This window comes from Cellulomonas sp. P5_C5, assembly GCF_054049655.1.
The window spans coordinates 1-24,919 of sequence record NZ_JBFULY010000014.1 but is presented as its reverse complement, the minus strand read 5'-3'; the positions used below and the strand labels follow the sequence as shown (position 1 = coordinate 24,919).

20 protein-coding genes and 1 riboswitch are annotated in these 24,919 nt (G+C 71.7%); of the genes, 6 read left to right on the top strand and 14 right to left on the bottom strand.

Annotation, left to right across the window (positions count from 1 at the left end; genetic code table 11):
* Window positions 1–61 precede the first annotated feature (61 nt).
* The 6 genes from ACXJKF_RS13080 to glyA form a co-directional block, all read right to left on the bottom strand.
* On the bottom strand, window positions 62–727 hold the full coding sequence (locus ACXJKF_RS13080) for a response regulator (protein WP_456788147.1): 666 nt from the start codon (window positions 725–727) through the stop codon (window positions 62–64).
* Window positions 724–1,881 (bottom strand): sensor histidine kinase, encoded by a 1,158-nt coding sequence (locus ACXJKF_RS13075; RefSeq protein ID WP_456788146.1) that lies wholly within the window; start codon window positions 1,879–1,881, stop codon window positions 724–726. Before ACXJKF_RS13075 ends, ACXJKF_RS13080 begins: the two co-directional genes overlap by 4 nt.
* Window positions 1,882–1,947: 66 nt before the next feature.
* Window positions 1,948–2,760, bottom strand: coding sequence for an exodeoxyribonuclease III (locus tag ACXJKF_RS13070; RefSeq protein WP_456788145.1), 813 nt, complete (start codon window positions 2,758–2,760; stop codon window positions 1,948–1,950).
* A gap of 34 nt (window positions 2,761–2,794) precedes the next feature.
* Complete coding sequence (locus ACXJKF_RS13065) at window positions 2,795–3,274, bottom strand: VOC family protein (protein ID WP_456788144.1); 480 nt, start codon at window positions 3,272–3,274, stop codon at window positions 2,795–2,797.
* 68 nt (window positions 3,275–3,342) lie between these two features.
* Window positions 3,343–4,224: a bifunctional methylenetetrahydrofolate dehydrogenase/methenyltetrahydrofolate cyclohydrolase gene (locus ACXJKF_RS13060; RefSeq protein WP_456788143.1), complete on the bottom strand. Its 882-nt coding sequence runs from the start codon at window positions 4,222–4,224 to the stop codon at window positions 3,343–3,345.
* Entirely contained in the window at window positions 4,224–5,513 is a 1,290-nt protein-coding gene (gene glyA, locus ACXJKF_RS13055) for a serine hydroxymethyltransferase (protein ID WP_456788142.1), read from the bottom strand. The genes ACXJKF_RS13060 and glyA overlap by 1 nt, the downstream gene beginning before the upstream one ends.
* 65 nt (window positions 5,514–5,578) lie before the next feature.
* Window positions 5,579–5,667: riboswitch (ZMP/ZTP riboswitch) on the bottom strand.
* A 142-nt stretch (window positions 5,668–5,809) separates the two neighbouring features.
* On the opposite strand from glyA, the gene ACXJKF_RS13050 reads away from it, so the two are divergent.
* On the top strand, window positions 5,810–6,772 hold the full coding sequence (locus ACXJKF_RS13050) for a hypothetical protein (RefSeq protein WP_456788141.1): 963 nt from the start codon (window positions 5,810–5,812) through the stop codon (window positions 6,770–6,772).
* A gap of 6 nt (window positions 6,773–6,778) precedes the next feature.
* On the opposite strand, the gene ACXJKF_RS13045 is transcribed toward ACXJKF_RS13050, so the two are convergent.
* Window positions 6,779–7,267 carry a GNAT family N-acetyltransferase gene (locus ACXJKF_RS13045; protein ID WP_456788140.1) on the bottom strand — a complete coding sequence of 163 codons (489 nt, stop codon included), beginning with the start codon at window positions 7,265–7,267 and terminating at the stop codon, window positions 6,779–6,781.
* Window positions 7,268–7,315: 48 nt separating this feature from the next.
* Between ACXJKF_RS13045 and purU the strand changes: the two genes are divergently transcribed.
* A complete protein-coding gene (gene purU, locus ACXJKF_RS13040) occupies window positions 7,316–8,179 on the top strand; it encodes a formyltetrahydrofolate deformylase (protein WP_456788139.1) in 864 nt (287 codons plus the stop codon).
* A gap of 118 nt (window positions 8,180–8,297) precedes the next feature.
* Window positions 8,298–9,713: an extracellular catalytic domain type 1 short-chain-length polyhydroxyalkanoate depolymerase gene (locus ACXJKF_RS13035; RefSeq protein WP_456788138.1), complete on the top strand. Its 1,416-nt coding sequence runs from the start codon at window positions 8,298–8,300 to the stop codon at window positions 9,711–9,713.
* A 44-nt stretch (window positions 9,714–9,757) separates the two neighbouring features.
* On the opposite strand, the gene ACXJKF_RS13030 is transcribed toward ACXJKF_RS13035, so the two are convergent.
* The 4 genes from ACXJKF_RS13030 to ACXJKF_RS13015 are packed head-to-tail and all read right to left on the bottom strand — an operon-like array spanning window position 9,758 to window position 13,924.
* Complete coding sequence (locus ACXJKF_RS13030) at window positions 9,758–10,933, bottom strand: sugar ABC transporter permease (protein ID WP_456788137.1); 1,176 nt, start codon at window positions 10,931–10,933, stop codon at window positions 9,758–9,760.
* A gap of 5 nt (window positions 10,934–10,938) precedes the next feature.
* Entirely contained in the window at window positions 10,939–11,670 is a 732-nt protein-coding gene (locus tag ACXJKF_RS13025) for an ATP-binding cassette domain-containing protein (RefSeq protein WP_456788136.1), read from the bottom strand.
* Entirely contained in the window at window positions 11,667–12,743 is a 1,077-nt protein-coding gene (locus ACXJKF_RS13020; protein WP_456788135.1) for a substrate-binding domain-containing protein, read from the bottom strand. The genes ACXJKF_RS13025 and ACXJKF_RS13020 overlap by 4 nt, the downstream gene beginning before the upstream one ends.
* On the bottom strand, window positions 12,740–13,924 hold the full coding sequence (locus ACXJKF_RS13015) for an ROK family transcriptional regulator (RefSeq protein ID WP_456788134.1): 1,185 nt from the start codon (window positions 13,922–13,924) through the stop codon (window positions 12,740–12,742). Before ACXJKF_RS13015 ends, ACXJKF_RS13020 begins: the two co-directional genes overlap by 4 nt.
* 397 nt (window positions 13,925–14,321) lie before the next feature.
* On the opposite strand from ACXJKF_RS13015, the gene ACXJKF_RS13010 reads away from it, so the two are divergent.
* From ACXJKF_RS13010 to ACXJKF_RS13000, 3 genes are all read left to right on the top strand, one after another.
* Complete coding sequence (locus ACXJKF_RS13010) at window positions 14,322–15,614, top strand: ABC transporter substrate-binding protein (RefSeq protein WP_456788133.1); 1,293 nt, start codon at window positions 14,322–14,324, stop codon at window positions 15,612–15,614.
* Between the two features lie 123 nt (window positions 15,615–15,737).
* Window positions 15,738–16,640 carry a carbohydrate ABC transporter permease gene (locus ACXJKF_RS13005; RefSeq protein WP_456788132.1) on the top strand — a complete coding sequence of 301 codons (903 nt, stop codon included), beginning with the start codon at window positions 15,738–15,740 and terminating at the stop codon, window positions 16,638–16,640.
* Complete coding sequence (locus ACXJKF_RS13000) at window positions 16,640–17,536, top strand: carbohydrate ABC transporter permease (protein WP_456788131.1); 897 nt, start codon at window positions 16,640–16,642, stop codon at window positions 17,534–17,536. Before ACXJKF_RS13005 ends, ACXJKF_RS13000 begins: the two co-directional genes overlap by 1 nt.
* Window positions 17,537–17,671: 135 nt before the next feature.
* Here ACXJKF_RS13000 and pulA read toward each other — a convergent pair whose 3' ends face one another.
* The 3 genes from pulA to ACXJKF_RS12985 all read right to left on the bottom strand — a co-directional run bounded on the left by pulA (window position 17,672) and on the right by ACXJKF_RS12985 (window position 24,907).
* A complete protein-coding gene (gene pulA, locus ACXJKF_RS12995) occupies window positions 17,672–23,455 on the bottom strand; it encodes a pullulanase-type alpha-1,6-glucosidase (RefSeq protein ID WP_456788130.1) in 5,784 nt (1,927 codons plus the stop codon).
* 175 nt (window positions 23,456–23,630) lie between these two features.
* Complete coding sequence (gene biuH, locus ACXJKF_RS12990; protein ID WP_456788129.1) at window positions 23,631–24,350, bottom strand: biuret amidohydrolase; 720 nt, start codon at window positions 24,348–24,350, stop codon at window positions 23,631–23,633.
* On the bottom strand, window positions 24,347–24,907 hold the full coding sequence (locus ACXJKF_RS12985) for a cysteine hydrolase family protein (protein ID WP_456788128.1): 561 nt from the start codon (window positions 24,905–24,907) through the stop codon (window positions 24,347–24,349). Before ACXJKF_RS12985 ends, biuH begins: the two co-directional genes overlap by 4 nt.
* Window positions 24,908–24,919 lie beyond the last annotated feature (12 nt).

Below are 24,919 nucleotides of genomic sequence, written 5' to 3'. Positions count from 1 at the left end.
CGCCCGCAGCGGGCGCCCGCGTCGTCGTCCGTGGGGAGCGTCCGACGTGCTCCGTGGGGAGTCAGCCGGCCCAGCCGGGTCGCACCACGCCGGACTCGTAGGCGACAACCACCATCTGCGCACGGTCGCGCGCACCGAGCTTGGTCGCCGCGCGCAGCACGTGGGTCTTGACGGTCAGCGGGCTGAGGAACAGGCGCTCGCCGATCTCGTCGTTCGACAGGCCCTCCGCCACGAGCACCAGCACCTCGCGCTCCCGTGGCGTGAGGTCCGCGAGCGCCGGTGCCTCGGCGACCTCGCGCGTCGCGCGGGCGACGGTGGCCAGCAGCCGCCGGGTGACGGTCGGCGAGAGCAGCGCGTCACCGGCCGCGACGACGCGCACGGCACGCAGGAGGTCCGCGGGCTCGGTGTCCTTGACCAGGAACCCGGACGCTCCCCCGCGGATCGCCTCGGTGACGTACTCGTCCAGCTCGAACGTGGTCACGACCACCACGCGCACGCCGGCGGCCCGCGGCTCGGCGACGATCTGGCGGGTCGCGGCCAGCCCGTCGGTCCCCGGCATCCGGATGTCCATCAGCACGACGTCGGGCAGCAGGTCGAGGGCGAGCCGTACGGCCTCGTCGCCCGTCGACGCCTCCCCGACGACGGTCAGGTCGGGCTCGGCGTCCAGCAGCGCGCGGAAGCCGCCGCGCACCAGCGCCTGGTCGTCGGCGAGCAGGACGCGGATCACCGGCCGCCTCCGGGGAGCTCGAGCCGGACCCGGAACCCCGTCGGACCGGGACCGGCGACGAGCGTCCCGCCGGCGGCGTGGGCGCGCTCGCGCATCCCGCGCAGGCCGTAGCCGTCCACGACGTCGTCGGCGCCCGGGCCGTCGTCGACCACCTCGAGCACGACCCCGTCGTCCACCACGAGCCTGACCTGCACCGATGCACCCGGCGCGTGCCGGCGCACGTTGGTGAGCGCCTCCTGCAGCGTGCGGTGGACGATGCCGGTCAGCGGCTCGGGAACACGTGCGGCCGCCTCGGCGACCCCGTCGTCGTCGAGGGTGAGCCCGTCGGCGCGGGCCCGGACCAGGAGCTCGGTCACGCCGCGCGGACCGGGCGCACCGGCGGGTTCCCGCGGCACCTCGCCGTCCGCCCGCAGCACGCCGAGCACCTCGCGGACCTCGTCGAGGGCGTCGCGGCTCGCCTCCCGGATCTCCGTCAGCGCGCGCCGGGCCGCCTCGGGCTCGCGGTCCATGAGGTGCAGCCCGACGCCCGCCTGGACCGTGATGCCGGACAGCGAGTGCGCGAGCACGTCGTGCAGCTCCCGCGCGATGCGCAGGCGCTCGGCGGCGACCGCCGACTCCTGGCGGGACACCCGCGCAGCCCGCAGCGCCTGCATGCGCTCCGCCCGCCCTCGCGCTCCCTCGCCCAGCAGCATCGCGACGGCGAGGCCGGCGACGGTGACCGTCGCGTACACGAGCGTCGGGGTGCCGGGACCGACCGAGAGGAGCGCCACCGCGATCGCGCCTGCGGTCCCCGCGGCCAGGGAGAGGACGCGCTGCCGGGTGACGCCGAGCGCGACGACGACGAACCCGAGCGGCACGAACGCCGGCCCCGGCTCGTACCCGAGGGCGACGAACGTGGTGGGCCCGACGACTGCGAGCACCGTCCCCACGACGGCAGCGCGCCCGCCCCGCACCGCCAGCACGATCGCGGCGGGCGCGAGCAGCAGCAGGAGCACCGCGAGCGCGTCGAACGTGCGTGCCTGCGGGTGCCACCAGCCCGCCCCGGCGGCTCCGAGGACGGTGACGAGCGCGAGGAACGTGGCGGGCACGGCCACCCAGCCCCACCGACCGCGCCCCCACGGCGGCCCGCTCCACGGGGCGTGGGCCGGAGTCATCCGACCACCGTAACGAGGCGCGTGGTGACCGCGCGTCATCCGGGTGGAGCGAGGCAACCGCTCCGGTCAGAGGTCGTACTCGACGACCACGGGGGCGTGGTCGGAGAACCGCTCCGCGTACGTGGCCGCCCGGTCCACGGTCGCGCTCACGGCAGCGTCGGCGAGGTCCGGCGTGGCCAGCTGGTAGTCGATGCGCCAGCCGGCGTCGTTGTCGAACGCCTTCCCGCGCCACGACCACCACGTGAACGGCCCCGGTCCCTCGCCGCCCAGCTCGCGGCCCAGGTCGTGCCAGCCCAGGTCGTCGAACCAGCGGTCCAGGTAGGCCCGCTCGCGCGGGAGGAACCCGGCGGACTTGAGGTTGCCCTTCCAGTTCCGGATGTCCGCCTCGCGGTGGGCGATGTTCACGTCCCCGGCGACGACCGCGTAGCCGCCCTGCTCGGCGATGTCCGCCAACCGGCCCGTCACGTGGTCGAGGAACGCGTACTTCTCGTCCATCGACGGCGTCCCGACGGTGCCGGAGTGCAGGTAGGTGGACACGGCGGTGATGCTCCGCGCGGGCGCACCCTCGTGCGCGGGAAGCTCCAGATCCGCCTCGACCCAGCGCCCGGAGTCACCCGTCACGCCGGTCTTCAGACCGATCCGCACCGCGGTCATCGGCAACCTGCTAGCGATGGCGACGCCCGCCCGCCCCTTGGTCTCGCTCGCCTCGTGCGCGAGGTGCCACTCCCCCGCCGGCAGGTGGTCCGCCAGGATCTCGTCCGACGCGCGGACCTCCTGCAGCAGGATGACGTCCGGCTTCCGGGCCTCCAGCCAGGTCCCCATCCCCCGCTTGTAGGCGGCCCGGATCCCGTTGACGTTCACGCTCGCGATGGTCAGCACCGGACCATCCAACCCGATCCCGCCGACAGGTCGGTCACTCCCCCGCGTACGCCGCCTCGAGCGCGGCGATGTCGAGCTTGCCCATCGTCAGCATCGCGGCCATGGCACGGGCGACCCCGTCGGCGTCGGGTCGCGACATCACCTCGTCCAGCTGCACCGGGACCACCTGCCAGGAGACGCCGAACCTGTCGACGAGCCAGCCGCACTGGCTCGGGCGGCCGCCGTCGGCGGTCAGGACCTCCCAGTAGTGGTCGACCTCCGCCTGGTCGGCGCAGTCCAGGACGAACGAGAACGCCTCGTCGAGCGTGAACACGGGGCCGGCGTTGAGAAACGTCGCGCGCATGCCGTCGATCGTGAGCTCGACGATGAACTCGGCCCCCTCGGCGACTCCCGGCGTGCCCGGTGGTGCCGTCACGACCGAGTGGACGACGGTGTTCGGGATCACCGAGGCGTAGAAATGCGCGGCCGACGCGGCCTGGTCGTCGAACCACAGGTGCGGGCGGACGATGCCCATGACGAGCTCCTCTCCGACGACCGGGGCCGGCCGTCACTAGGACAGCCTGGCCCCGGTCGGGGAGGTTCTCAGCCCAGGAGACGTTCTGCGGTGTCCACCACGTTGCTCAGCAGCATCGCGCGGGTCATCGGCCCGACGCCGCCCGGGTTGGGCGACACCCACGAGGCGACCTCGCGCACGCCGGGGTCCACGTCACCGACGACGCGGCTCTTGCCGGTCTCCGGGTCCGTCGACCGGGACACGCCCACGTCGACGACGACGGCGCCCGGCTTGATGATGTCCGCGGTGATGATCCCGGGCACGCCCGCGGCCGCGATCACGACGTCGGCGTTGCGGGTGTGCTCCGCGAGGTCCTCGGTGCCCGTGTGCGTGAGCGTCACGGTCGCGTTGATCTCGCGTCGGGTGAGCAGCAGCCCGATCGAGCGACCGACCGTCACCCCACGGCCGACGATCACGACGTCCGCACCGCGCAGGTCGATGTCGTGCCGGAGCAGCAGGTCGATGATGCCCCGCGGCGTGCACGGCAGCGGCGAGGTGACCGGCTCGTTGACCCGCAGGACCAGGCGCCCGAGGTTGGTCGGGTGCAGCCCGTCGGCGTCCTTGTCGGGGTCGACCAGCTCGAGCACCCGGTTGGCGTCGATGCCCTTCGGCAGCGGCAGCTGCACGATGAACCCGGTGCACTCCGGGTCCTCGTTGAGCCGGTGGACGGCCGCCTCGATCTCGTCCTGCGTGGCCGTGGCCGGCAGGTCCTCACGGATCGAGGCGATGCCCACCTCGGCGCAGTCCTTGTGCTTGCCGGCGACGTACCAGCGCGAACCGGGGTCGTCGCCGACGAGCAGGGTGCCCAGCCCGGGGCGGACGCCCCGGGCTGCGAGCGCCACGACCCGTTCGGTCAGCTCGGCCTTGATCCGGGCCGCGGTGGCGGTCCCGTCGAGGAGCTGGGCCGTCATCAGTACTGCTGGAGGTCGGAGTACAGCGGGAAGCCGTCGGTGAGCTTGAGCACCCGGGCCTTGAGCGCTGCGACGTCCGTCGCGGCACCGTTGATCAGCGCCGTCGCGATGATGTCCGCGACCTCGGTGAACTCGACGTCGCCGAAGCCACGCGTGGCCAGCGCCGGCGTGCCGATGCGCAGGCCGGACGTGACGCGCGGGGGGCGCGGGTCGAACGGCACGGCGTTGCGGTTCACGGTGATGCCGGCCGAGTGCAGGAGGTCCTCGGCCTGCTGGCCGTCCAGGTCGGAGTGCCGCAGGTCCACCAGGACCAGGTGCACGTCGGTGCCGCCCGTGAGGACCGAGACACCGGCCGCGGCGACGTCCGGCGCGGAGAGCCGCTCGGCGATCAGACGGGCGCCGTCGAGCGTGCGCTGCTGGCGGTCCTTGAACTCCTCGCTGGCGGCCACCTTGAACGCGACGGCCTTGGCGGCGATCACGTGCATGAGCGGTCCGCCCTGCTGGCCCGGGAACACGGCCGAGTCGATCTTCTTGGCGTACTCCTCGCGGCTCAGGATGAAGCCCGAGCGCGGGCCGCCGATCGTCTTGTGCACCGTGGAGGACACGACGTCCGAGTGCGGCACGGGGCTCGGGTGCAGGTCCGCGGCCACCAGGCCGGCGAAGTGCGCCATGTCGACCCAGAGCTTGGCACCGACCTCGTCGGCGATGGACCGGAAGGCCGCGAAGTCGAGCTGGCGCGGGTAGGCGGACCAGCCGCCGATGATGACGTCGGGACGCTGCTCGAGCGCCTTCTCGCGGACGACGTCCATGTCCACCAGGAACGTCTGCGGGTCCACGCCGTAGGCGCCCACCTGGTAGAGCTTGCCCGAGAAGTTGATCTTCATGCCGTGCGTGAGGTGTCCACCGTGGGCCAGCTCGAGGCCGAGGATCTTGTCGCCCGCGTTGATCAGGGCGTGCAGGACGGCGGCGTTGGCCGTGGCGCCCGAGTGCGGCTGGACGTTGGCGTGCTCGGCGCCGAACAGCTCCTTGGCGCGGGTGATCGCGATGGCCTCCGCGATGTCCACCTGCTCGCAGCCGCCGTAGTAGCGACGGCCCGGGTAGCCCTCGGCGTACTTGTTGGTGAGCACGGAGCCCTGCGCCTGCAGGACGGCGCGGGGCACGAAGTTCTCGCTCGCGATCATCTCGAGCGTGCCCTGCTGGCGGGCGAGCTCACCGTCGAGGACGGCGGCGATCTCCGGGTCCAGCTGGGCGATGTTCTGATCCATCAGAGGGATCTGGTCGGCGCTCATGAAGCACTCCTGTCGGCAGTCAGCGTGTACGCGCGCGTCCGGCACCCGCACACTCGTGTGTGGTGACCGGGGGCCCAGGCGTCCGACCCGTTGGTCTGCTGCTGCGTCGCTCCCCGGTGGTGACCCACCTGCTGCGCCAGTCGCGACGGGCCCCAGAGTAGCAAGCCCGCGGGCCGGACGAGAGCGCGCCCGCCCGTCGATCGCCGGAAACATGACGTCGCTACAGTGACCCGCTTCGGAGCACGTCCCCCGCACAGCAGCACCTGGTCGCATCCGTCCGAGGCGAGAGGTTCTCCATGCCGGACCAGCTTGCACGACGCCACATCGTCACCGAGCTCGGAGGCATGCACGACGGCCCGGGCCTGGAGATCGGGCCGCTGGCGGCGCCGATCGCGCTCAAGTCGTTCTGCGACGTCCGGTACGTCGACGTCCTGGAGACCGACAGGCTTAGGGAGCACTACCGGGACGACCCCTCGGTGGACCTCGACCTCATCCCGGAGCTCGACTTCTGGCTGCAGGCGCCGGACGGCACGTTCCGGAGCCTGCAGGACGCCGTCCGCGGCGCCGCGCCCTACCGCTGGGTGATCGCGTCGCACGTGGTCGAGCACGTCCCTGACCTCATCGGCTGGCTCGCGGACATCGCGGCGGTGCTCGAGGACTGGAGCCCGCTGATCCTCGCCGTGCCGGACCAGCGCTACTCCTTCGACGTGCTGCGCACGCCCACGACGGTCGGCCAGATCCTGCAGGCGCACCTGTCCGCGGACCGGGTCCCGTCGGTGCGCGCCGTCTACGACCACTTCAGCGGAGCCGTCCTGGCACCCGCCGACCGGGTCTGGTCGGGGTGGCTGCCCACGACGTCCGACGCGATGTACTACCACTCGCAGCAGGAGGCCTACGAGAAGGCGCTCGAGGCCAGCCGCGGCGACTACGTGGACGCGCACGTCTGGACGTTCGAGCCCGACACCTTCGCGGCACAGATCGCCGAGCTGGGGCGCCTCGAGCTGGTCGACTTCTACGTCGACGAGATCATCGACACGGCGCCCGACCAGCTGGAGTTCTACGTCCGGCTCGTGCGGCTCCCGCGCCGCGGAGACCCCGACGAGATCGAGCTGCAGCGGCAGCACACGCCGACCAGGCCCCGGCCGCCCGTCGTCGACGAGCCCGTCGGCACGCCGACGCTCCTGTCCGACCACGAGCGTCGGCTGATCGACGCGAAACGCCGGTTCCTCGGCGTGCTCCGGGGGCAGCTGCGGCCCTGAGCGGGCTCAGCCCTCGGTGTCCCCCAGGATCTTGCGCAGGTACGCGTAGGTCAGGTCGCCGGCGGTCTGGTCGTGCTGGTGCTCGTAGCCGTGCTTCGCGTAGAGCGCCAGGTTGTGGACCGAGTCGCGGCCGGTGAAGACCCAGACCTCCTCGATGCCCTCGGGCAGGTGCGGCAGGATCGCCATGAGCAGCTGCGTGCCGAACCCCTGGCCCTGCAGGTCGGGGGCCACCGCGAACCGGCCAAGCGTCGCCTTCGGGCCCTCGATGAGCATCCGGATCGAGCCGACGAGGCGGTGCCCGTACCAGCCGCCGAGCGTGATGACGCCGTCGCGCTGCAGGTCCTCCTGGAGCTCCTCGAGCGTCTGCGTGAGGGGCGGGATGTGCGGGTCGCCGTACTGCTGGGCCTCGGTGACGAACGCGGCTCGGCGCAGCGTCAGCAGCTCACCCGCGTCGTCGATCGTCACGGAACGGATGTCGAGGTCGGGCTGCGTCATGCGGCCCATCGTGTCAGCCGATCCGCGCGACCACTACTCTCGGACCTCGTGTCCTCCGACTCATCACCCGCCACGCATTGGGTCCTCACTCTCTCCTGCCCCGACCGCCCCGGGATCGTGCACGCGGTCGCCGGGCTGCTGGCGGAGCACGGGGGCAACATCACCGAGTCGCAGCAGTTCGGGGACCCCCTGTCGGGGCTGTTCTTCATGCGGGTGCAGGTCACGGCGTCCACCCCGCGCGCCGAGCTGGAGGCCGCGTTCGGCCCGGTGGCGCAGCAGTTCGGGATGGACTGGTCGCTCGACGTGGCCGGCAGGCCGGTCCGGACGCTCGTCATGGGCTCGACCGCCGCGCACTGCCTGAACGACCTCGCGTTCCGGCAGCGGTCCGAGAACCTGCCGATCGACCTGGTCGCCGTGGTGTCCAACCACACCGCGCTGGCGCCGCTGGCGGAGTTCTACGGCATCCCGTTCCACCACGTCCCGGTGACGTCGGCGACCAAGGCGCAGGCCGAGGCGCGGCTGCTGGAGCTGGTCGAGGAGCTCGACGTCGAGCTCGTCGTGCTGGCGCGCTACATGCAGATCCTGTCCGACGACCTGTGTCGCGCGCTCGCCGGCCGGGTCATCAACATCCACCACTCGTTCCTGCCGTCGTTCAAGGGTGCGCGCCCGTACGCGCAGGCCCACGACCGCGGCGTCAAGCTCATCGGCGCCACCGCGCACTACGTGACGGGCGACCTGGACGAGGGCCCGATCATCGAGCAGGACGTCGAGCGCGTCGACCACAGCCGGCACGTCGAGGACCTGGTCGCCCTGGGTCAGGACGTCGAGCGTCGGGCGCTGGCCCGGGCCGTGCGCTGGCACGCGGAGCACCGGGTGCTGCTGGACGGGCACCGCACGATCGTGTTCCGCTGAGCCGCCCCCGGTGAAACGCTTCGCGCCCTGACCTGGGCGGACACAGTTCGGCATGCTCCGAAGGACGATTCCGATAGATGTCTCGAAACTATCGGACGCACCCTCCCGGAGGACACCGATGAAGCCGTCCCTGCGCCGCACGATCGCGGCCGCCACGACCCTCGCCCTGGGGGTGCTCGGTCTCGCGGCAGCGGCCCTGACCACCGCGCCTGCCGCCCAGGCCGCGTCCCTGGTCAACGTCTCCAGCTTCGGCAGCAACCCCGGCCAGCTCGGGATGAGCCTGTTCGTGCCCGACTCGCTGCCCGCCAAGCCGGCCGTCCTGGTCGCCGTGCACTACTGCACGGGCACCGCGCAGGCGATGTACGACGGTGCGCAGTTCGACGAGCTGGCCACCCGGTACGGCTACATCGTCATCTACCCGCAGGCCAACCGGAGCGGGAGCTGCTTCGACGTGAGCTCGTCGGAGGCGCTGCTCCACGGCGGCGCGAGCGACCCGACGAGCATCGTCTCGATGGTCCGGTACGTGCAGCAGCGGTACACGACCGACACCAGCCGGGTGTTCGTCACGGGCGTGTCCTCGGGCGCGATGATGACCCAGGTCCTGCTGGCCACGTACCCCGACGTGTTCGCCGCCGGCTCCGCGTTCGCGGGCGTGCCGGCCACCTGCTTCTCGACGAGCTCTCCCCCGCCGGGCACCGGCTCGCAGGCACCGTGGAACAGCGACTGCTCCGGCGGCCGCCTGGTGCGGACGGGTCAGCAGTGGGGTGACCTCGCGCGGGCCGCGTACCCCGGCTACACGGGCGCACGTCCGCGCGTGCAGCTGTGGCACGGGTCGCAGGACACCACGCTCAGCTACGTGAACCACGGCGAGGCCATCAAGCAGTGGACCAACGTGCTGGGCGTCAGCGAGACCCCGGCGTCCACCGACTCCCCGGCGAGCGGCCAGGTCCGGACGCGCTACGGCGCCACCGGCGACCGGGCGCCCGTCGAGGCGATCACCCTGCAGAACGTCGGCCACAACCTGCCCGTCGACGCGGCCGCCGCGATCCACTTCTTCGGGCTGGACTCGACGTCGACCCCCTCCCCGACCACCCCGGCACCGACCACCCCCGCGCCGACCACCCCGGCTCCCACCACCCCGGCTCCCACGACCCCGGCTCCCACGACCCCGGCACCCACCACGCCGGCGCCGACCACACCGCCGCCCAGCCCGACGCCCGCGATCGCCTGCACCGTCACGTACACCGTGAACCAGTGGAACACCGGCTTCACCGGGAACATCACCGTGAAGTCCAACGTGGCGCTCAACGGGTGGACGCTGACGTGGACGTGGCCGTCGGGTCAGGTCGTGACGCAGGCGTGGAGCTCGGTCACCACCCAGACCGGGTCGTTCGTCACGGCGAAGAACGCGGCGTGGAACAGCTCCATCCCGGCGGGTGGCTCGTTCCAGTTCGGCCTGAACGGCTCGCACACGGGCACCAACACGGCACCGACGAGCTTCGTGCTCAACGGCGCCCCCTGCGCGCGCGGCTGACAAGCACGCACGGCCCGGTCGAGATCGACCGGGCCGTGCGTCGCTCAGGCCTCGCGGGCCCGGCGCTGGAGGGCGTCGATCGTCACGGCGACCGCCAGGACCAGGCCGGTCACGACGAGGCGCGCGGACTGGTCGAGGTTGAGCAGGGTGAGGCCGGTCGAGATGGACTGCACGACGAGGATGCCCACCAGCGCGGACCACGCCGACCCGCGCCCGCCGAACAGGCTGGTCCCGCCGATCACGGCCGCGGCGATCGCGGTGAGGTTGGTGTCCCCGGCGCCGCTGCCCTGGTTGGCCGCCGCGAGCCGGCCCACGGCGAGCACGCCACCGAGGGCGGCGAGCGTCGAGCACGCGACGAACGCGGACACGAACACCCGGCGCACGGGGACGCCGGCCTTGCGGGCGGCCTCCGCGTCGCCGCCGACGGCCCGGACGGACCGGCCCCAGCGCGTCCGGCGCAGCAGGAGGTCGGTGAGCGCGACGAGCCCGACGAACAGCGCGAAGACCGCACCGACGCCCCGGTTGGTGCCGAGGTAGGCGACGACCACGGAGAGCAGGGCCGCGAGCGCGACGACCCGCGCGACCACCTGCCACAGGGGCGCGACCGGCAGCTCCGCCCGGATCCGGCGCACCCGGTCGGTCGCCCGTCCGGCGGCGTACCCGGCGACGACGAGCGCGACGATCGCCCAGGACGTCGCGGGCGCCAGGAAGGCCGTCTGGCAGAACCGCACCAGCCACCACTCGAACGGCAGGTTCACGGACCCGGTGGGGCCGAGCACGCGCATCTGCAGCCCGGTGATCACCAGCAGGCCGGCCAGGGTGAACACGAAGCTGGGGACCGCCAGCCGGGTGTGCAGGGCCGCGTAGATCGACCCGACGAGCACGCCGACCGCGAGCGCGGCCAGGACCGCGAGCCACAGCGGCCAGCCCAGCTGGACGGAGCCGACAGCGACGACGGCGGCGGCCAGCCCGGACACGGCCCCGACGGACAGGTCGATCTGCCCCACGTGCAGCGTGAGCACCACGCCGAGCGCGATCACCCCGGTCGCGGCGGACTGCTGGGTGAGGTTGACCAGGTTGTCCGCGGACAGGAAGTGCGGGTTCAGCACCTGGAACACGAGCCCGATCAGCACGAGCACCACGGCGACGGGCAGGACGCCGAGGTCGCCCGTGCGCAGCCGCTGCCAGGTGGCAGCCGAGAACCCGGACGCAGCGTCCACGCCGGTCACCGCTGGATCCCCGTCACCGCGGCGAGCAGCTCTTCGTAGCTCGTCCTGGCGGCGTCGAACTCCCCGTTGGTGCGGCCTAGCCGCAGGACGACGATGCGGTCCGCGACGGCCTGCACGTCGGCCAGCGAGTGGCTGGTCAGCAGGACGCCGTGCCCACGCTCGCGCAGCCGCTCGACGAGCGTGAGGAACTCGGCCGTCTGCCGCAGCCCGAGGGCCGCGGTCGGCTCGTCGAGGACGATCACGCGCGGCTCGCCCAGCAGGGAGCGCGCGATGGCGACGGCCTGGCGCTGGCCGCCGGACAGTGCGGCGACGGGCACCCGGACCGAGGGCACCCGGGCGGCGAGCTGGTTGAGCAGCTCCCACGCGTGCTTCTCCATGGTGACCTCGTCGAGCAGCAGCCCGCGCTGGGCCTCGTGCCCGAGGTAGAGGTTCTCGACCACGTCGAGGTTGGCGCACAGGGCGAGGTCCTGGAACACGGCCGCGATCCCGAGGCCGCGCGCGACCGACGGGTCCGACAGGGTGACCGGGCTGCCGTCGACGAGCACCTCGCCCTCGTCGGGCAGGAGCGCACCGGTCAGCGCACCGACGAGGGTGGACTTGCCGGCCCCGTTGTCACCGATGACCGCGACCACCTCGTGGGCGTTCACCTGCAGGTCCACGTCGACCAGCGCACGGGCGGCGCCGTAGCTCTTGGACACCCCACGCAGCGCGAGGACAGGCCCGTTCATGACGTCCCCCCGTCGAGCAGGCCTGCGTCGGCGCAGGCGTCGGTGTAGGGCTCCACGCAGATCTCCTCGGTGGTGTAGACGCCGCCGTCGACGATGACGCGGCGCACGTTGTCCAGGGTCACAGGCACAGGGCTGAGCAGCAACGACGGCACTCCCTGCACCCGGGCGGTGGTGACCGGCACCTCGCCGCGCAGCACGCGCACCGCGAGCTCGGCGGCGGTGCGCGCCTGCTCGCTGATCGCCTTGTAGACCGTCATCGACTGGTCGCCGGTGACGATCCGCTGGATGGCCGCGAGCTCGGCGTCCTGGCCGGTGACCGGGGGGACCGGGTCGAGCCCGGCGGCCTTCATCGCCGAGATCGCCCCGCCGGCGGTGCCGTCGTTGGCGGCGTACACGGCGTCCACCTGCCCGGAGTACTGCGTGAGCTGGCCGGTCACCCACTCCTGGGCCTTGTCAGGGCTCCAGTCGGGGGTGTCGTACGCGGCCAGGATCTCGATCCGGGCGCCCTCGAACGCCTCCTCGACCCCGGCCTCGAGCGCCGCGGAGTTCGGGTCGGTGGCCGACCCGTTGACCATGAGCACACCCTGCGGCGGGTCGTCGGGCCCGGAGCGTGCGACGGCCAGCTCCCGGACCAGCGCGTCGCCCTGCAGGCGTCCGATGCGGCGGCTGTCGAACGAGACGTAGTAGTCGAGCTCGGCGTCCTCGATGAACCGGTCGTAGGCGATGACGGGGACGCCGCGTCGGTGCGCCTGCCCGACGATGCTCACGGCCGCCGCGGCGTCGACGGCGTCGAGCACGAGGACGCCCGCACCCTGCGTGAGCGCGGACTCGGCCTGCTGCTGCTGCGCGACCGCGTCCTGGTTGGCGTTGGCGTAGATGACCCGGCAGTCGGGGCAGCGGTCGGCCACGACCTTCTCGAACTGGGGGCGGTCGACCGCCTCGTACCGCGCGGTCTTCGACTCCGGGAGGAGCAGCGCGATGACCTGGTCGGACGGGGCCGCCGTCGTCGGCGCCTCGGCGCAGCCGCCGAGGGCGAGCAGGGCGGCGAGGACGATCAGCAGCGCGCGGGTCACACGACCACCGCCCCGGCGCCGGCGATCGTCACGGCGTCGAGCGCGACCGCGAGCGCGCCGCGCACCTCGGCCGCGGCGCCGAGCTCGGCGCCGACGACGGGGACGGGGCCGGCGGTGCTGGGGATCGTGCGCTGGGTGAGCGCCGCGCGCAGGGGCTCGAGGAGCATCTCCCCCGCGTCCGCGAGCTCGCCACCGACCACGAGGAGCTCCGGGTCGAAGAGGTTGCAGACGCCTGCCGCGGCCACGCCGAGGTGGTGCCCGGCGTCGGCGATGACGCGTCGGCACCCCGTGTCCCCGGCGGCCGCGCGCGCGATGACGTCACGGAGCGTGAGGTTCCCGTGGCTCGGGCGCAGCATGTCGAGCAGCACGGGCGCCCCGACGTACATCTCGAGGCAGCCGCGGTTCCCGCAGCGGCAGATGGGGCCTTGGTCGTCGATCGTCGTGTGTCCGATCTCCCCCGCGGCGCCGACGCGGCCGCGGAACACCTCGCCGCCGAGCACGAGCCCACCGCCGACGCCGTGCGACGCGCGTACGTAGACGACGTGCTGCCTGCCGCGGGCCGCACCGAGCCGGACCTCGGCGAGCGCGCCGAGGTTGGCGTCGTTGTCGACGTAGACGGGCAGACCGAGCCGGTCGCCGAGCAGCTGCGGGACCGCAGCACCGTCCCAGCCGCGCAGCATCCCCAGGGAGGAGAGCCGGCCGGTCCGGACGTCGACGGGCGCCGGGACGCCGACCCCGACGGCGAGCACCTCGGACAGCACGGCGTCGACGGAGTCGACCATCTCGGTGAGCAGCAGCGCGGCCCGCTCGAGTCCCTGGTCGGCGCGGTGGTCGGGCGGCAGGGGCATGCGCTGCTCCGCGACGATCCGGTGCGCCACGTCGGACAGTGCCACCCGCAGCGACCGGGTGCCGAAGTGCATGCCCGCGACGAGACCGAGGTTGCGGGCGAGCGTCACCTGCTGCGCACGACGACCGCTGCGCGAGGTGGGAGCGGTGTGCAGGACGCCGGCGCTCGTCAGCTCCTTGACGATGTTGGACACGGTGGCCGGGGACAGGCCGGTGACGCCGGCCAGCTCGACCTGCGTGAGCGACCCACGCTGCTGGACGGCACTGACGATCCGCGCTCGGTTGGCTTCACGCAGTGAAGTCTGAGAGCCCGGGGTGACCCGGTCATTGCCCACGCGCGAAGGATACACACGCGCAGTTCGCACCCCGTGCGGAATGCGCCGGGTGCGCGCACGCGACCGGCGAGCCGCTTCGGCGCGGGAACCCGGGAGCGCGGCGACCTGCGGTGATGCGTCAGGAATGCCCCGGATGCGGCCTCTGTGGGGACCCGTTCCGCGCCCTCGTCTCCGAAGGGTGAACGTCAGATCACGATTCGGCTACTCCTGCGTTCATTTCTTGACTTCAAGGGGTTCGCCCTATGAGATGTGACCCGGATCGGCCGAGGCGCACAGCTGAGCCTCCGACCGATCGTCCGGCAGGCGCTCCCGCACCGCCGGGCGAGCACGACCGGCCGCGGGCAACCACCCCGGCCAGCCATACCCACATCCACGGCAACGAAGGCGTAGGAGTCACATGCGTAACGCACGCAAGTTCACCGCCATGGCCGCAGGTCTCGCCGTCGCCAGCCTCGCGCTGGCCGCGTGCAGCTCCGGCGACACCGGCGACAACGCAACGAGCGGCACCGGCGAAGAGGTCGAGGTCTTCACCTGGTGGGCCAGCGGGTCCGAGAAGCTCGGTCTCGACGCCCTCGTGGGCGTCTTCGACGTCCAGAACCCGGACGTCACGTTCGTCAACGGCGCCGTCGCCGGTGGCGCCGGCTCGGCGGCCAAGGACCTGCTGCAGTCCCGTCTGCAGGCCAACGACCCGCCGGACACGTTCCAGGCCCACGCGGGCGCGGAGCTGACCGACTACATCAACGCCGGCCAGGTCGAGGACGTCTCGGCCCTCTACGACGAGTTCGGTCTGCGCGACGCGTTCCCGGCCGACCTGGTCGAGCGCCTCACGGTCGACGGCAAGATCTACTCGATCCCGTCGAACATCCACCGCGCGAACGTCGTCTGGGCCAACACCCAGCTCCTCACGGACTCGGGTCTCGACCCGGCCGCGAAGTACGACACGCTCGACGACTGGTTCGTCGCGCTCGACACCGTCCGCGAGAAGACGGGCCGGACGCCGCTGTCGCTGGCGACCACGTGGACCCAGGTCAACCTGCTCGAGACCATCCTGCTCTCCGACCTGGGCGCCGACGGCTACAACGGACTCTGGGACGGGTCGACCGACTGGTCCAGCTCCGAGGTCACCGACGCGCTCGCCGACTTCGAGAAGCTCATCAGCTACACCAACGAGGACCGCGACGGCCTCGACTGGCCCGACGCGACCCAGCAGGTCATCGACGGCAACGCCGCGTTCAACGTCATGGGCGACTGGGCCGTCGCGGCGTTCGAGGAGGCCGGGAAGAAGTCTCCGGCCGACTACGTCTACATGCCGGTCCCCGGCACCGACGGCGTCTTCGACTTCCTGGCCGACTCGTTCACGCTCGCCGTGGGTGCCCCGCACCCCGCCGGCGCCAAGGCGTGGCTGAAGACGATCGGGTCGCTCGACGGTCAGGTCGCGTTCAACAAGGCGAAGGGCTCCATCCCGGCCCGCAACGACGCCAAGCCCGAGGACTTCTCGGAGTACCAGCAGTCGGCCATGGCGTCGTTCGGCCAGGACACCATCGTGTCCTCGCTCGCGCACGGTGCAGCGGCGCCGACCGCCTGGGCGAACGCGATCTCGGACGCCACCAGCAAGTTCACCACCGGTGGCGGCGACCTCGCCGGCTTCCAGGCCGACCTCGTCGCGGCCGCCGAGGCCAACGCGAGCTGATCCGGCTCACGGCGTGACCGGTCCCGTCCCGGTCCTGGTGATCCCAGGACCGGGACGGGCCGCGTCCCGCACCCGCACAGCAGCAGCACCGTCCGTTCGCTCGTCACGACTCAGGAGGCACTCGTGCCCCGACAGATCCGCAAGTGGGGCCCACCCCTCCTGCTCATCTCGCCGACCTTGATCCTGCTCGGCGTCTTCGTCTACGGACTCCTCACGATCAACGCGAAGACCTCGATGCAGGACGTCCACAACGCCGCACAGGCGAACGGTCGCGAGCCCGTCAGCTTCGTGTGGCTCCAGAACTACGTCGACCTCTTCGGCTCCGAGGAGTTCCAGCACTCACTGAAGAACCTCGTCATCTACACGGTCGTCTTCCTGGCCGGGACGATGTTCTTCGGCTTCGTCTGGGCCTGGCTGCTGGACCGCCCGGTGCGGTTCGAGGGCGTCTTCCGCTCCATCTACCTGTTCCCGATGGCGGTCTCGTTCGTCGCGTCGGGCGTCGTGTGGCGCTGGCTGCTCAACTCCAACCAGGGCGAGAACGCGTCCGGCCTGAACCGGCTGTTCCAGATGATCGGCCTGCCGTTCCTGCAGAACAACTGGTGGAACAACGTCGACGTCGGCATCGCCGCCATCGCGATCCCCGCGGTCTGGCAGCTCTCGGGCTACGTCATGGCGCTGTTCCTGGCCGGCTTCCGGGGCGTCCCCGAGGAGCTGCGTGAGGCCGCCCGCATGGACGGCTCCTCCACGTGGCAGATGTACCGGCACGTGATCTTCCCGCAGCTGAGCCCCGTCGCCCTGTCCGCGGTGATCATCGTCGGGCACATGTCGCTCAAGGCGTTCGACCTGATCATGTCGATCTCCAAGCCGGCGAACTACCAGACCAAGGTGCCTGCCATCGACATGTACGTCTTCAAGTCGAGCTTCGACTACTCCAACGCGGCGGCCGTCGGCGCGATCCTGCTCGTCATCGTCGCGGTGCTGATCATCCCGTACCTGGTGCACCTCAACCGGACGGAGAAGCACTGATGACCGTCGTGACCCCTGCCGAGTTCACCGCTCCTCTCGGCGCGCCGCTCACCATCGAGCCGCCCAAGACGACCAGCCGGTTCTCGAAGGGCAGGACCGCGAAGTACGCCCTGCTCATCTTCTTCACGCTGCTCGTCCTGATCCCGGTCTACGTGCTCATCGTGACCAGCTTCAAGGGTCAGGGTGACGCCTCCCCCGCACGTGCGTGGAACCTCCCGCAGGTGTGGACCATGGAGAACTGGACCGGCGCGTGGCAGGCGCTGTCGCCGTCTCTGTGGCGCACGTTCCAGATGGTCATCCCGGCCGCGATCATCTCGTCGTTCCTCGGCTCGATGAACGGCTTCGTGCTGGCGCGGTGGCGCTTCAAGGGCGCCGACCTCGTCTTCACGCTGATCCTGTTCGGGATGTTCATCCCCTACCAGGCCGTCATGATCCCGCTGCTGCAGCTCATGCTCGGCGCCGGCATCCCGTCGGGCATCCCGTCGCTGATCATCCTGCACGTCATCTACGGCCTGCCGATCACGACGCTGATCTTCCGCAACTACTACATGTCGATCCCCGACGAGCTGGTCGAGGCGGCGCGCGTCGACGGCGCCGGGATGCTGCGGACCTACTGGTCCGTCGTCCTGCCGATCTCGATCCCCAGCTTCGTGGTCGTCCTCATCTGGCAGTTCACCTCGGCGTGGAACGACTTCCTCTTCGCGGTGTTCTTCTCCTCCAGCCAGAACGGCCCGGTCACCCTGGCGCTCAACAACCTGGCCAACGGTGCCCTGCTCACCAACTACGGCATCTCGATGGCGGGCGCCCTGCTCGCGTCGCTGCCCACGCTGCTGGTGTACATCCTGCTCGGGAAGTACTTCATCGGCGGCCTCATGTCCGGGTCGGTCAAGGGCTGACGCCCCTGGCACGACCACCCGCCGCGGTCTCCGCAACCCGGCACCCACCGAAGGGCCCGCGACAGTCACTGGTCGCGGGCCCTTCGGCTGTCCGTCGCAGGGCCCCGTGCGGGACAGGGCCCTGCGGGTCCTGCGTCAGCTGCGACCGTTCCCCCACCAGTGCCACCAGCCGTGGCTGCTCCCGTGGGCCCAGCCGGCCTGCTCCACCAGCACCGCGACGGTCCGCGGCGGGACGGTCACCGTGCCGGTGGCCTTGTCCCAGGTGGTGCCCTTGACCACGGGGTCGCTGCCCTTCGCCTGCACCGGCGACAGGGACAGCCGGTGGCCCGCCAGAGCCGACACGGTCTGCGTGGTCGCCTCGTCGGACGCGTTGAGGACGACCAGGACGCCGTCCAGCTTCTTGTCCACGTCCTTGGCCCAGCGCATCGTCGAACGGTCCCAGCCGGGCTCGTCGTCGATCGTCATGACGACCACGCCGGGGTCGGCGTCGGGGCCGGAGCCCGGGAAGCCGACCTTCTGCTCGATCAGGTCGGCGGAGCCGAGCCGGAACAGCGGCGTCGAGAACCGCAGCCGCAGCAGGTCGTCCGCAGCCTTCGACGCCGTGGCGATGTCCGCCGGGGTCGGCTTGAGCGCCGGGTCGGCCAGCAGCGGCTGCTGGAACGACCACTTGGCCTCGTTGTCGGCCGCCGGGGGCAGACCGCGGCCGAAGCCGTTGTCCTGGCCGGACAGGTCGAGCAGGTTGAACCAGTCGCCCGAGTTGTAGCTGTTGCGGTCGAGCGACTTGCTGCGCAGCAGGTCGGCGCCCGCGTGCCAGAACGACGGCGTCTGGGCGAGGGCCGTCGTGGCCAGCGAGACGGTGTTCATGCGCACGCGGTCCGCCATCGGGGTGTCCGTGGGCAGCTTGTACGTGAGCGCGTCCCACAGCGTCTCGTTGTCGTGGGCGTCGACGTAGGTGATGACCTCCTCCGGGGAGTCGGCGTACCCGGCCGGCTGGCCGTTGTAGTCGAGCTGCTCCCCCGTCTGGACGGTGCCCGCGCTGGTCAGGAACGAGAAGTCGCGCAGGTTGCCCGCCATGCCGAGGCGGACCAGGTCGGCGTCGTGCGCCGCCCGGGCCAGCTGGTCGGCCGCCGAGCCGTTGATCGCGTCACCGTTCGGGTCGGTGCCGCCGCCGGAGCCGAAGCCCTGGATGCGCGGGTTCTCGTCGAACGGGCCGCCGCCGCGGACCGAGTCGCGCAGCCGGTCGGAGAACGTGCCGATCCCCGTCCCGCCCAGCTGGCCCTGCGTGGCCTGCGTGAACAGCCGGTTGTCGGCCACCTCGCCGAAGTTCCAGCCCTCGCCGTACAGGTAGACCTTGCTGCCGTCCACGCCGTCCTTCTTCGGCGTGAGCCTGTCGAGGGCGGTCCGGATGGCCTCCATGTTCTCCACGGAGTGGTGGCCCATGAGGTCGAACCGGAAGCCGTCGACCTTGTAGTCGCGGGCCCACGTCACCACCGAGTCGACCATCGCCTTCTGCGCCATGGTGTGCTCGGTGGCGATGTTCTGGCAGCACGTCGAGGTCTCGACGTTGCCGGTCGCGTTGAGCCGCTGGTAGTAGCCGGGCACCACGCGGTCCAGCACGGACTGCGGCGACTGCCCGCTGGCCGTGGTGTGGTTGAACACCTGGTCGAGCACCACCTGCAGGCCGTCCGCGTGCAGCGCGCCGACCATCGTGCGGAACTCGGCGACCCGCGCGCCGCCGTTCGCGTCCACCGCGTACGAGCCCTCGGGCGTCGTCCAGTGCAGCGGGTCGTAGCCCCAGTTGAAGCCGTCCGCGTCGGCGACCGCCGTGACGCAGGCCTGCTGCTGGTCGGAGTCCGGCGCGTACGACGCCAGGTCGCAGTCCGGCGTCTCCTGCAGGGCCTTGTCCTCCTGGATGGAGGCGATGTCGAACGTCGGCAGCAGGTGCACCGTGGTCAGGCCCGCCTTCTCGAGGTCGCGCAGGTGCGCGCGGCCGTTGCCGTTGCTGGCGAACGCCAGGTACGTGCCGCGCTTCGCCGCAGGGACCTTGAGGTCGTTGATCGAGAAGTCCCGCACGTGCAGCTCGTAGATCGTCTGGTCGACGGGCCGCACCACCGGCTGCTTCGCCTTCTCCCACTCACGCGGGCGGAAGGCCTTGTCGGCCAGGTCCACCAGCACCGAGTGCGTCGAGTTGAGGGTGAGCGCCACCGAGTACGGGTCCGTGACCCGGTTGACCTCGACCTGGTCGGTCGTCGGCGCGTAGACCGTGACCTCCCAGAGGTACTGTGCGCCGGCCCAGGACTTCTTGCCGTCCACCGTCCAGGAGCCGTCGGGCTGCCGCTTCGCTGCCACCCGCTGGTCGGTGCCGACGAGCAGGTCGACCTTCTGCGCGGTCGGCGCCCAGAGGGCGAGCGACGGGACGCCCTTCTTCCACGTCGCACCGAGCGTGCGCTTGGCGGCCTTGGCCGCGTACAGGTCGTCCAGGACGCCCGGGATCTGCACCCCGGTCGCCGCCTGGTACGTGCCGTCGGCCGCGGCCTGGGTGACCAGGAGCGCACCGCGCAGGAGCTCCCCGGTCGGCGTCCCGTCCGGGACACGCAGGGCGAGGTACCCCGCGAGCGCCGGGAACCGGTCGAGCTGTGCCTCGGTCAGACCGGCGGGCTCGTAGGTGAGCGCCACGGGGTCGCCGTCACCGAGATCGCCCACGGACAGCCCACCGGTCGGCGAGCCGTGCAGCGCGAAGGTGCTGGTCGCCGGGGTCGGTGCCCACGCTGCCGGCCAGGCGATCGTGCGCGCGTCGATCCAGTGCGCGCTCTCCTCACCGGTACCGGGCAGCGGCGGGTCCGTCACCTCGATGGTCAGTACGTGCGTGGCCAGCACGTAGGAGAACGTCACGGGCTTGCCGCCCGGGGCGGAGAACGGGATGTTCGCCCCGTCGCGCACCCCGCCGGCGCCGTAGTTCTCGGCCCAGCCGAGGTTGTGCGCGACCTTCGCCTCGTACGCTCCCTCGGGCAGGTCGAGCGCGGTGAACGTGTACGTCCCGTCGCCGTCCAGGTCCTGCAGCCAGGACTTCAGGCAGTCCGGCATCCAGTCGCCGGAGCAGCCCAGCTCGCTGTTGGCGGAGCCGGGGACCGTGAGGATCGGGCCCTGCGCCGTCGACGTGAAGTAGTGCGTCGTCGCGTCGTAGTAGAACGTCACCGGACCGGCCGTCGCGACGGTGTACGCGACGTTCGCGCCACCGGGCGCACCGCCCGCACCGTAGTTCTCGTCCCACGAGCCGCCGACGGCGACCTTGTACTCGTAGCTGCCCACGGGCAGCGTGAACGTGCCGGCGTAGATGCCGTCGGCGCGCTTGGTCAGCTGGGCCGCGGCGCAGTCCGGCTGCCAGTCGCCCGGGCAGCCCATCTCGGCGTTGTGGCTGCCGGGCACGGTGATGAACAGGTCCTCGCCCGGGTCCGGGCCGGGGTCGACCACCCCGTCGATCGCGCCGCCGACACCGCCGTACGTCGAGGCGGCCGACTTCTGGCCGGCAGCGTCGACGGTGACCGCGCGGTACTCGACCACCGCGCCGTCGGGCAGGTCCGTGACCGTGTGGAACACGCGCGGCGACGTCGTCTCCGCGGTCCCCAGCGGGGTCCAGTCGTCGTCGCCGAGCACGCGGTAGGCGAACGACGTCTGGCTCCACACGTCGTCGGCCACGTCGGCGCTGACCGCCACGTCGCCGGTCAGCCCGGCGCCGGGCGTCGGGGCCGTCAGGGTGAGGTCACCGGCGGTGGCCGGTGCGCCGACGGTGGTGCCGGCCTTGAGCACGATCGCGCCCAGGGCGGGGATCGTCACCGACACGGTCCCGTCGGCGGCTGCCGTCACGCCCGTCGACGTCCCGTACAGCGGCGCGAACGTCGCGCCCGGCGTCAGGGTGTCGATCGTGACGGTCGCTGCGGCGGTGCCGTTGTTCGTCGCGACGAGGTGCTCGACCTTCTCCTGCGCGTCGACCCGGCTGAAGGCGTAGACCGCGCCGTCGGCGAACCGCTCGATCTGCGCGCCGGTCCGCAGCGCCGGGTGGGCGGTGCGGAGGGCGGCCAGCTCGGCGATGTGGTCGTACAGCGCAGAGTCGGTGTCGTACCGGTCGACGGAGCCCGCGAGCGTGCCGTCGAGCAGGTTCTGGTTCGCGTACTCGTCCACCTGCGTCGCGAACAGCGACTGGCGGGCGTCCTTGTCGCCCCCGGTGCCGACGAACCCCTGCTCGTCGCCGTAGTAGACGACAGGCTGTCCGCGCGTGAGGTACATGAGCGAGTGCGCCAGCTCGGAGCGCTGCTCCCGGTTGTCCGCGTCCTTGACGAAGTACCCGATGCGGCCCATGTCGTGGTTGCCGAGGAACGTGGGCAGGGCCTGCGCGTTCGTCGTCGGCGTGGTGTACCGGTCGTCGCCCGCGTACAGCGCCGCCAGACCGCCCGAGGAGAACCCCTTGGCGTAGTTGCTGGCCGCCGACTGGAACGTGAAGTCGAGGACCGCGTTCATGTCGCTGTCGCGCAGGTACGGCGCAAGCTTGACCGGGTCGGCGTCGTAGACCTCGCCGAACATGAAGAAGTCGTCGTTGCCGATCGAGGCCGCGTGGTCACGGACGTCGGTGGTGAACTTCTGCCAGAACTCGAAGTTCACGTGCTTGGCGGTGTCGATGCGGAAGCCGTCGACGCCCAGGTCGACCCACTGGTTGTAGACGTCCACGAAGCCGTCGACCACTGCCGGGTTCTCGGTCATGAGGTCGTCCAGGCCGGAGAAGTCGCCGTACGTCGTCGACTCCCCGCTGTAGGTCGAGTTCCCGCGGTTGTGGTAGAGCGTCGGGTCGTTCAGCCAGCCCGGCACCTTGACGTCGGCGTCCTCGGGGTCGATCACCGGCGTGTACGGGAAGCTCGTCGCGGGGTCCGTCGCCGGGAAGGTGTCCGTGCCGGCGTACGTGTCGGGGTCGAACACCGTGCCCGCGGCGTCCGTGTAGGGCGACGTCGCCTTGTCGACGTAGTCGTACTGGCCCTCGGCGTAGTCGATGACGTCGGCCGTGTGGTTGGTGATGATGTCGAAGTAGACGTCGATCCCGCGCGCGTGGGCGTCGGCGATCAGCGCCTCCAGCTCCGCGTTGGTGCCCAGGTGCGGGTCGATCTGCGTGAAGTCCGTGATCCAGTAGCCGTGGTACCCGGCCGACACGTCGGCGCCCGAGCCCTGCACCGGCCGGTTCTTGAACGACGGCGTCAGCCAGATCGCCGTCGTCCCCAGGCCCTCGATGTAGTCGAGCTTGTCGTGCAGGCCGGCCAGGTCACCGCCCTCGTAGAAGCCCTTGTCGGTGGGGTCGAAGCCCGTGACCAGGCGGTCGCCCGTGAGCCCACCGGTGTCGTTCGCGTCGTCGCCGTCGGCGAACCGGTCGGTCATGACGAAGTAGAACTGCTGGTCGGCGCCGGGGTCCCGCACCGGGTCCGCGACGAGGGCGTCGTCGGCCGGCGTGTAGTCCCCGCCCAGCTCCAGCGGGGTCAGCGCGATGCGGTGCGTGGTGTCGTCGTAGGTGAACCGCAGGCTCGACGGGCCGGCGACGACGAGCGGGATGTTCGCGTCGCCGCCGTCCTTGCCGTACGCCTCGTCCCAGCTGTCGTCGATGGCGACCTTGTACTCGTAGCTGCCTGCCGGGACCGTGAAGTCGGCGGCGTACACGCCTGCCGTGCCGGTCGGGGCGAGCTCGGTCTCGGCGCACGCGGGCTGCCAGTCGTCGGGGCAGCCCAGCTCGCTCTGCAACGAGCCGACGAGCGCGACCGTGCGGTCCGCGGCAGCAGCGGGGGTGCCGACGGCGGCGAGGAGACCGACGCCGGCGACCGCGACGGCGGTCAGCGCGGCGAGCGCACGGGAGAGGGGACGGACGGGGGCGTCGGCGGGCGACATGGCGACTCCTTCGTCTCCCCGCACGTCGATGTGCGGGGCAGGTGTCGCCGACCGTATCCGCTTGCAGCAACTTGCAGCAACCATTACGGGCGATTCCGTCGAACGAGGATCATCCGGACGCCGTCCGGCGTCATCCTGAAGAGTTCGTCCTACCGGGCAGGACGAACTCTTCTGGTCAGTCGCTCAGCGGGGCGGCCAGCGACGCCAGCAGGGCCGCCGAGTCCGCGACCGCGCCGAAGACGCCGCCCTGCATCGTGACCATCTTCAGCGCCGCCAGGTAGTTGCCGTAGTCCGTGGCGCCGGTGCAGTCGGACAGCAGCAGGCACTCGTAGCCGCGGTCGTTGGCGTCGCGCATGGTGGTGTGCACGCAGACGTCGGTCGTGATGCCGGTGAGGATGATGTGCGTGATCCCCCGGCTGCGCAGGATCAGGTCCAGGTCGGTGGCGTAGAACGAGCCCTTGCCGGGCTTGTCGATGACGAGCTCCCCGGGCAGCGGCGCGACCTCGGGGACGATCTCCCAACCGGGCTCGCCGCGCGTGAGGATGCGACCGCACGGACCGAGGTCCCCGATGCCCGCGTCGATCCGCCGCGAGCGCCACAGCTTGTTGGCGGGCAGGTCCGACAGGTCGGGCCGGTGCCCCTCGCGCGTGTGCAGGATGTGGAAGCCGAGCCCACGGGCCACCTCAAGCATGGCCGCCGTCGGCGCCAGGCCCGCGCGGGTGAGCGCCAGGTCGTAGCCCATCGCGTCGACGTAGCCGCCGGGACCGCAGAAGTCCTGCTGCCAGTCGATGTTGAGCACGGCGGTCGTGGCGGCGGAGAACGTGCCGTCGTACGGCCACGCGTACGGGTCCGCCTCGACAGGGCCGAAGGTGGTCGAGGTCAGCAGCTCGGTCATGGGAGGGCTCCAACGGTCTCGGCAAGGCTGGACAAGGCGGCGACGACGTCGGCGCTGGTGCCGACGGCCCCGAAGATGCCGCCCGACATCTCGATGCTCGACACCGACGCCGCCACCAGGGAGGGGTCGATCGGCACGCACGCGTCGAGCACGAGCAGGCACTCGTACCCGCGGTCGTTGGCGTCGCGCATCGTGGAGTGCACGCAGGTCTCCAGCCCGACGCCGGTGAGCAGCAGGCGCCGGACCCGGCCGGTGCGGAGCACGAGGTCGAGGTCGCTGGCGTAGAACCCGTCGACCCCGCCGGCGGTCAGGTCGAGGTCCGCGACGCCGGCCGCCGCCTCCGACGGGATGCCGGGCGGACGCACGGCGCCGGGTGCGGGTGCCGTGGTGCGCACGACGACGACCGTGCCGCCCGCGGCGTGCACCGCGGCGGCGAGCGGCCCGGTGGCCTCGGGCGGCTCGACGCCGATCGGCAGGACGACGAGCAGCGCGGTGCCGGCCCCGCGCAGGTCGCCGTCGTACGGCCACGGGTAGGGCGTGGTGCCGGTGACGTGCATAGCCCCTCCAGG

Bases quoted from the DNA above. Each gene is read 5' to 3' on its own strand.
- biuH (WP_456788129.1), bottom strand. From the start codon at position 24,350: ATGACCGAGCTGCTGACCTCGACCACCTTCGGCCCTGTCGAGGCGGAC.
- ACXJKF_RS13000 (WP_456788131.1), top strand. From the start codon at position 16,640: ATGACCGTCGTGACCCCTGCCGAGTTCACCGCTCCTCTCGGCGCGCCG.
- ACXJKF_RS13010 (WP_456788133.1), top strand. From the start codon at position 14,322: ATGCGTAACGCACGCAAGTTCACCGCCATGGCCGCAGGTCTCGCCGTC.
- ACXJKF_RS13050 (WP_456788141.1), top strand. From the start codon at position 5,810: ATGCCGGACCAGCTTGCACGACGCCACATCGTCACCGAGCTCGGAGGC.
- glyA (WP_456788142.1), bottom strand. From the start codon at position 5,513: ATGAGCGCCGACCAGATCCCTCTGATGGATCAGAACATCGCCCAGCTG.
- ACXJKF_RS13035 (WP_456788138.1), top strand. From the start codon at position 8,298: ATGAAGCCGTCCCTGCGCCGCACGATCGCGGCCGCCACGACCCTCGCC.
- ACXJKF_RS12985 (WP_456788128.1), bottom strand. From the start codon at position 24,907: ATGCACGTCACCGGCACCACGCCCTACCCGTGGCCGTACGACGGCGAC.
- ACXJKF_RS13045 (WP_456788140.1), bottom strand. From the start codon at position 7,267: ATGACGCAGCCCGACCTCGACATCCGTTCCGTGACGATCGACGACGCG.
- ACXJKF_RS13075 (WP_456788146.1), bottom strand. From the start codon at position 1,881: ATGACTCCGGCCCACGCCCCGTGGAGCGGGCCGCCGTGGGGGCGCGGT.
- ACXJKF_RS13025 (WP_456788136.1), bottom strand. From the start codon at position 11,670: ATGAACGGGCCTGTCCTCGCGCTGCGTGGGGTGTCCAAGAGCTACGGC.
- pulA (WP_456788130.1), bottom strand. From the start codon at position 23,455: ATGTCGCCCGCCGACGCCCCCGTCCGTCCCCTCTCCCGTGCGCTCGCC.
- ACXJKF_RS13060 (WP_456788143.1), bottom strand. From the start codon at position 4,224: ATGACGGCCCAGCTCCTCGACGGGACCGCCACCGCGGCCCGGATCAAG.
- ACXJKF_RS13065 (WP_456788144.1), bottom strand. From the start codon at position 3,274: ATGGGCATCGTCCGCCCGCACCTGTGGTTCGACGACCAGGCCGCGTCG.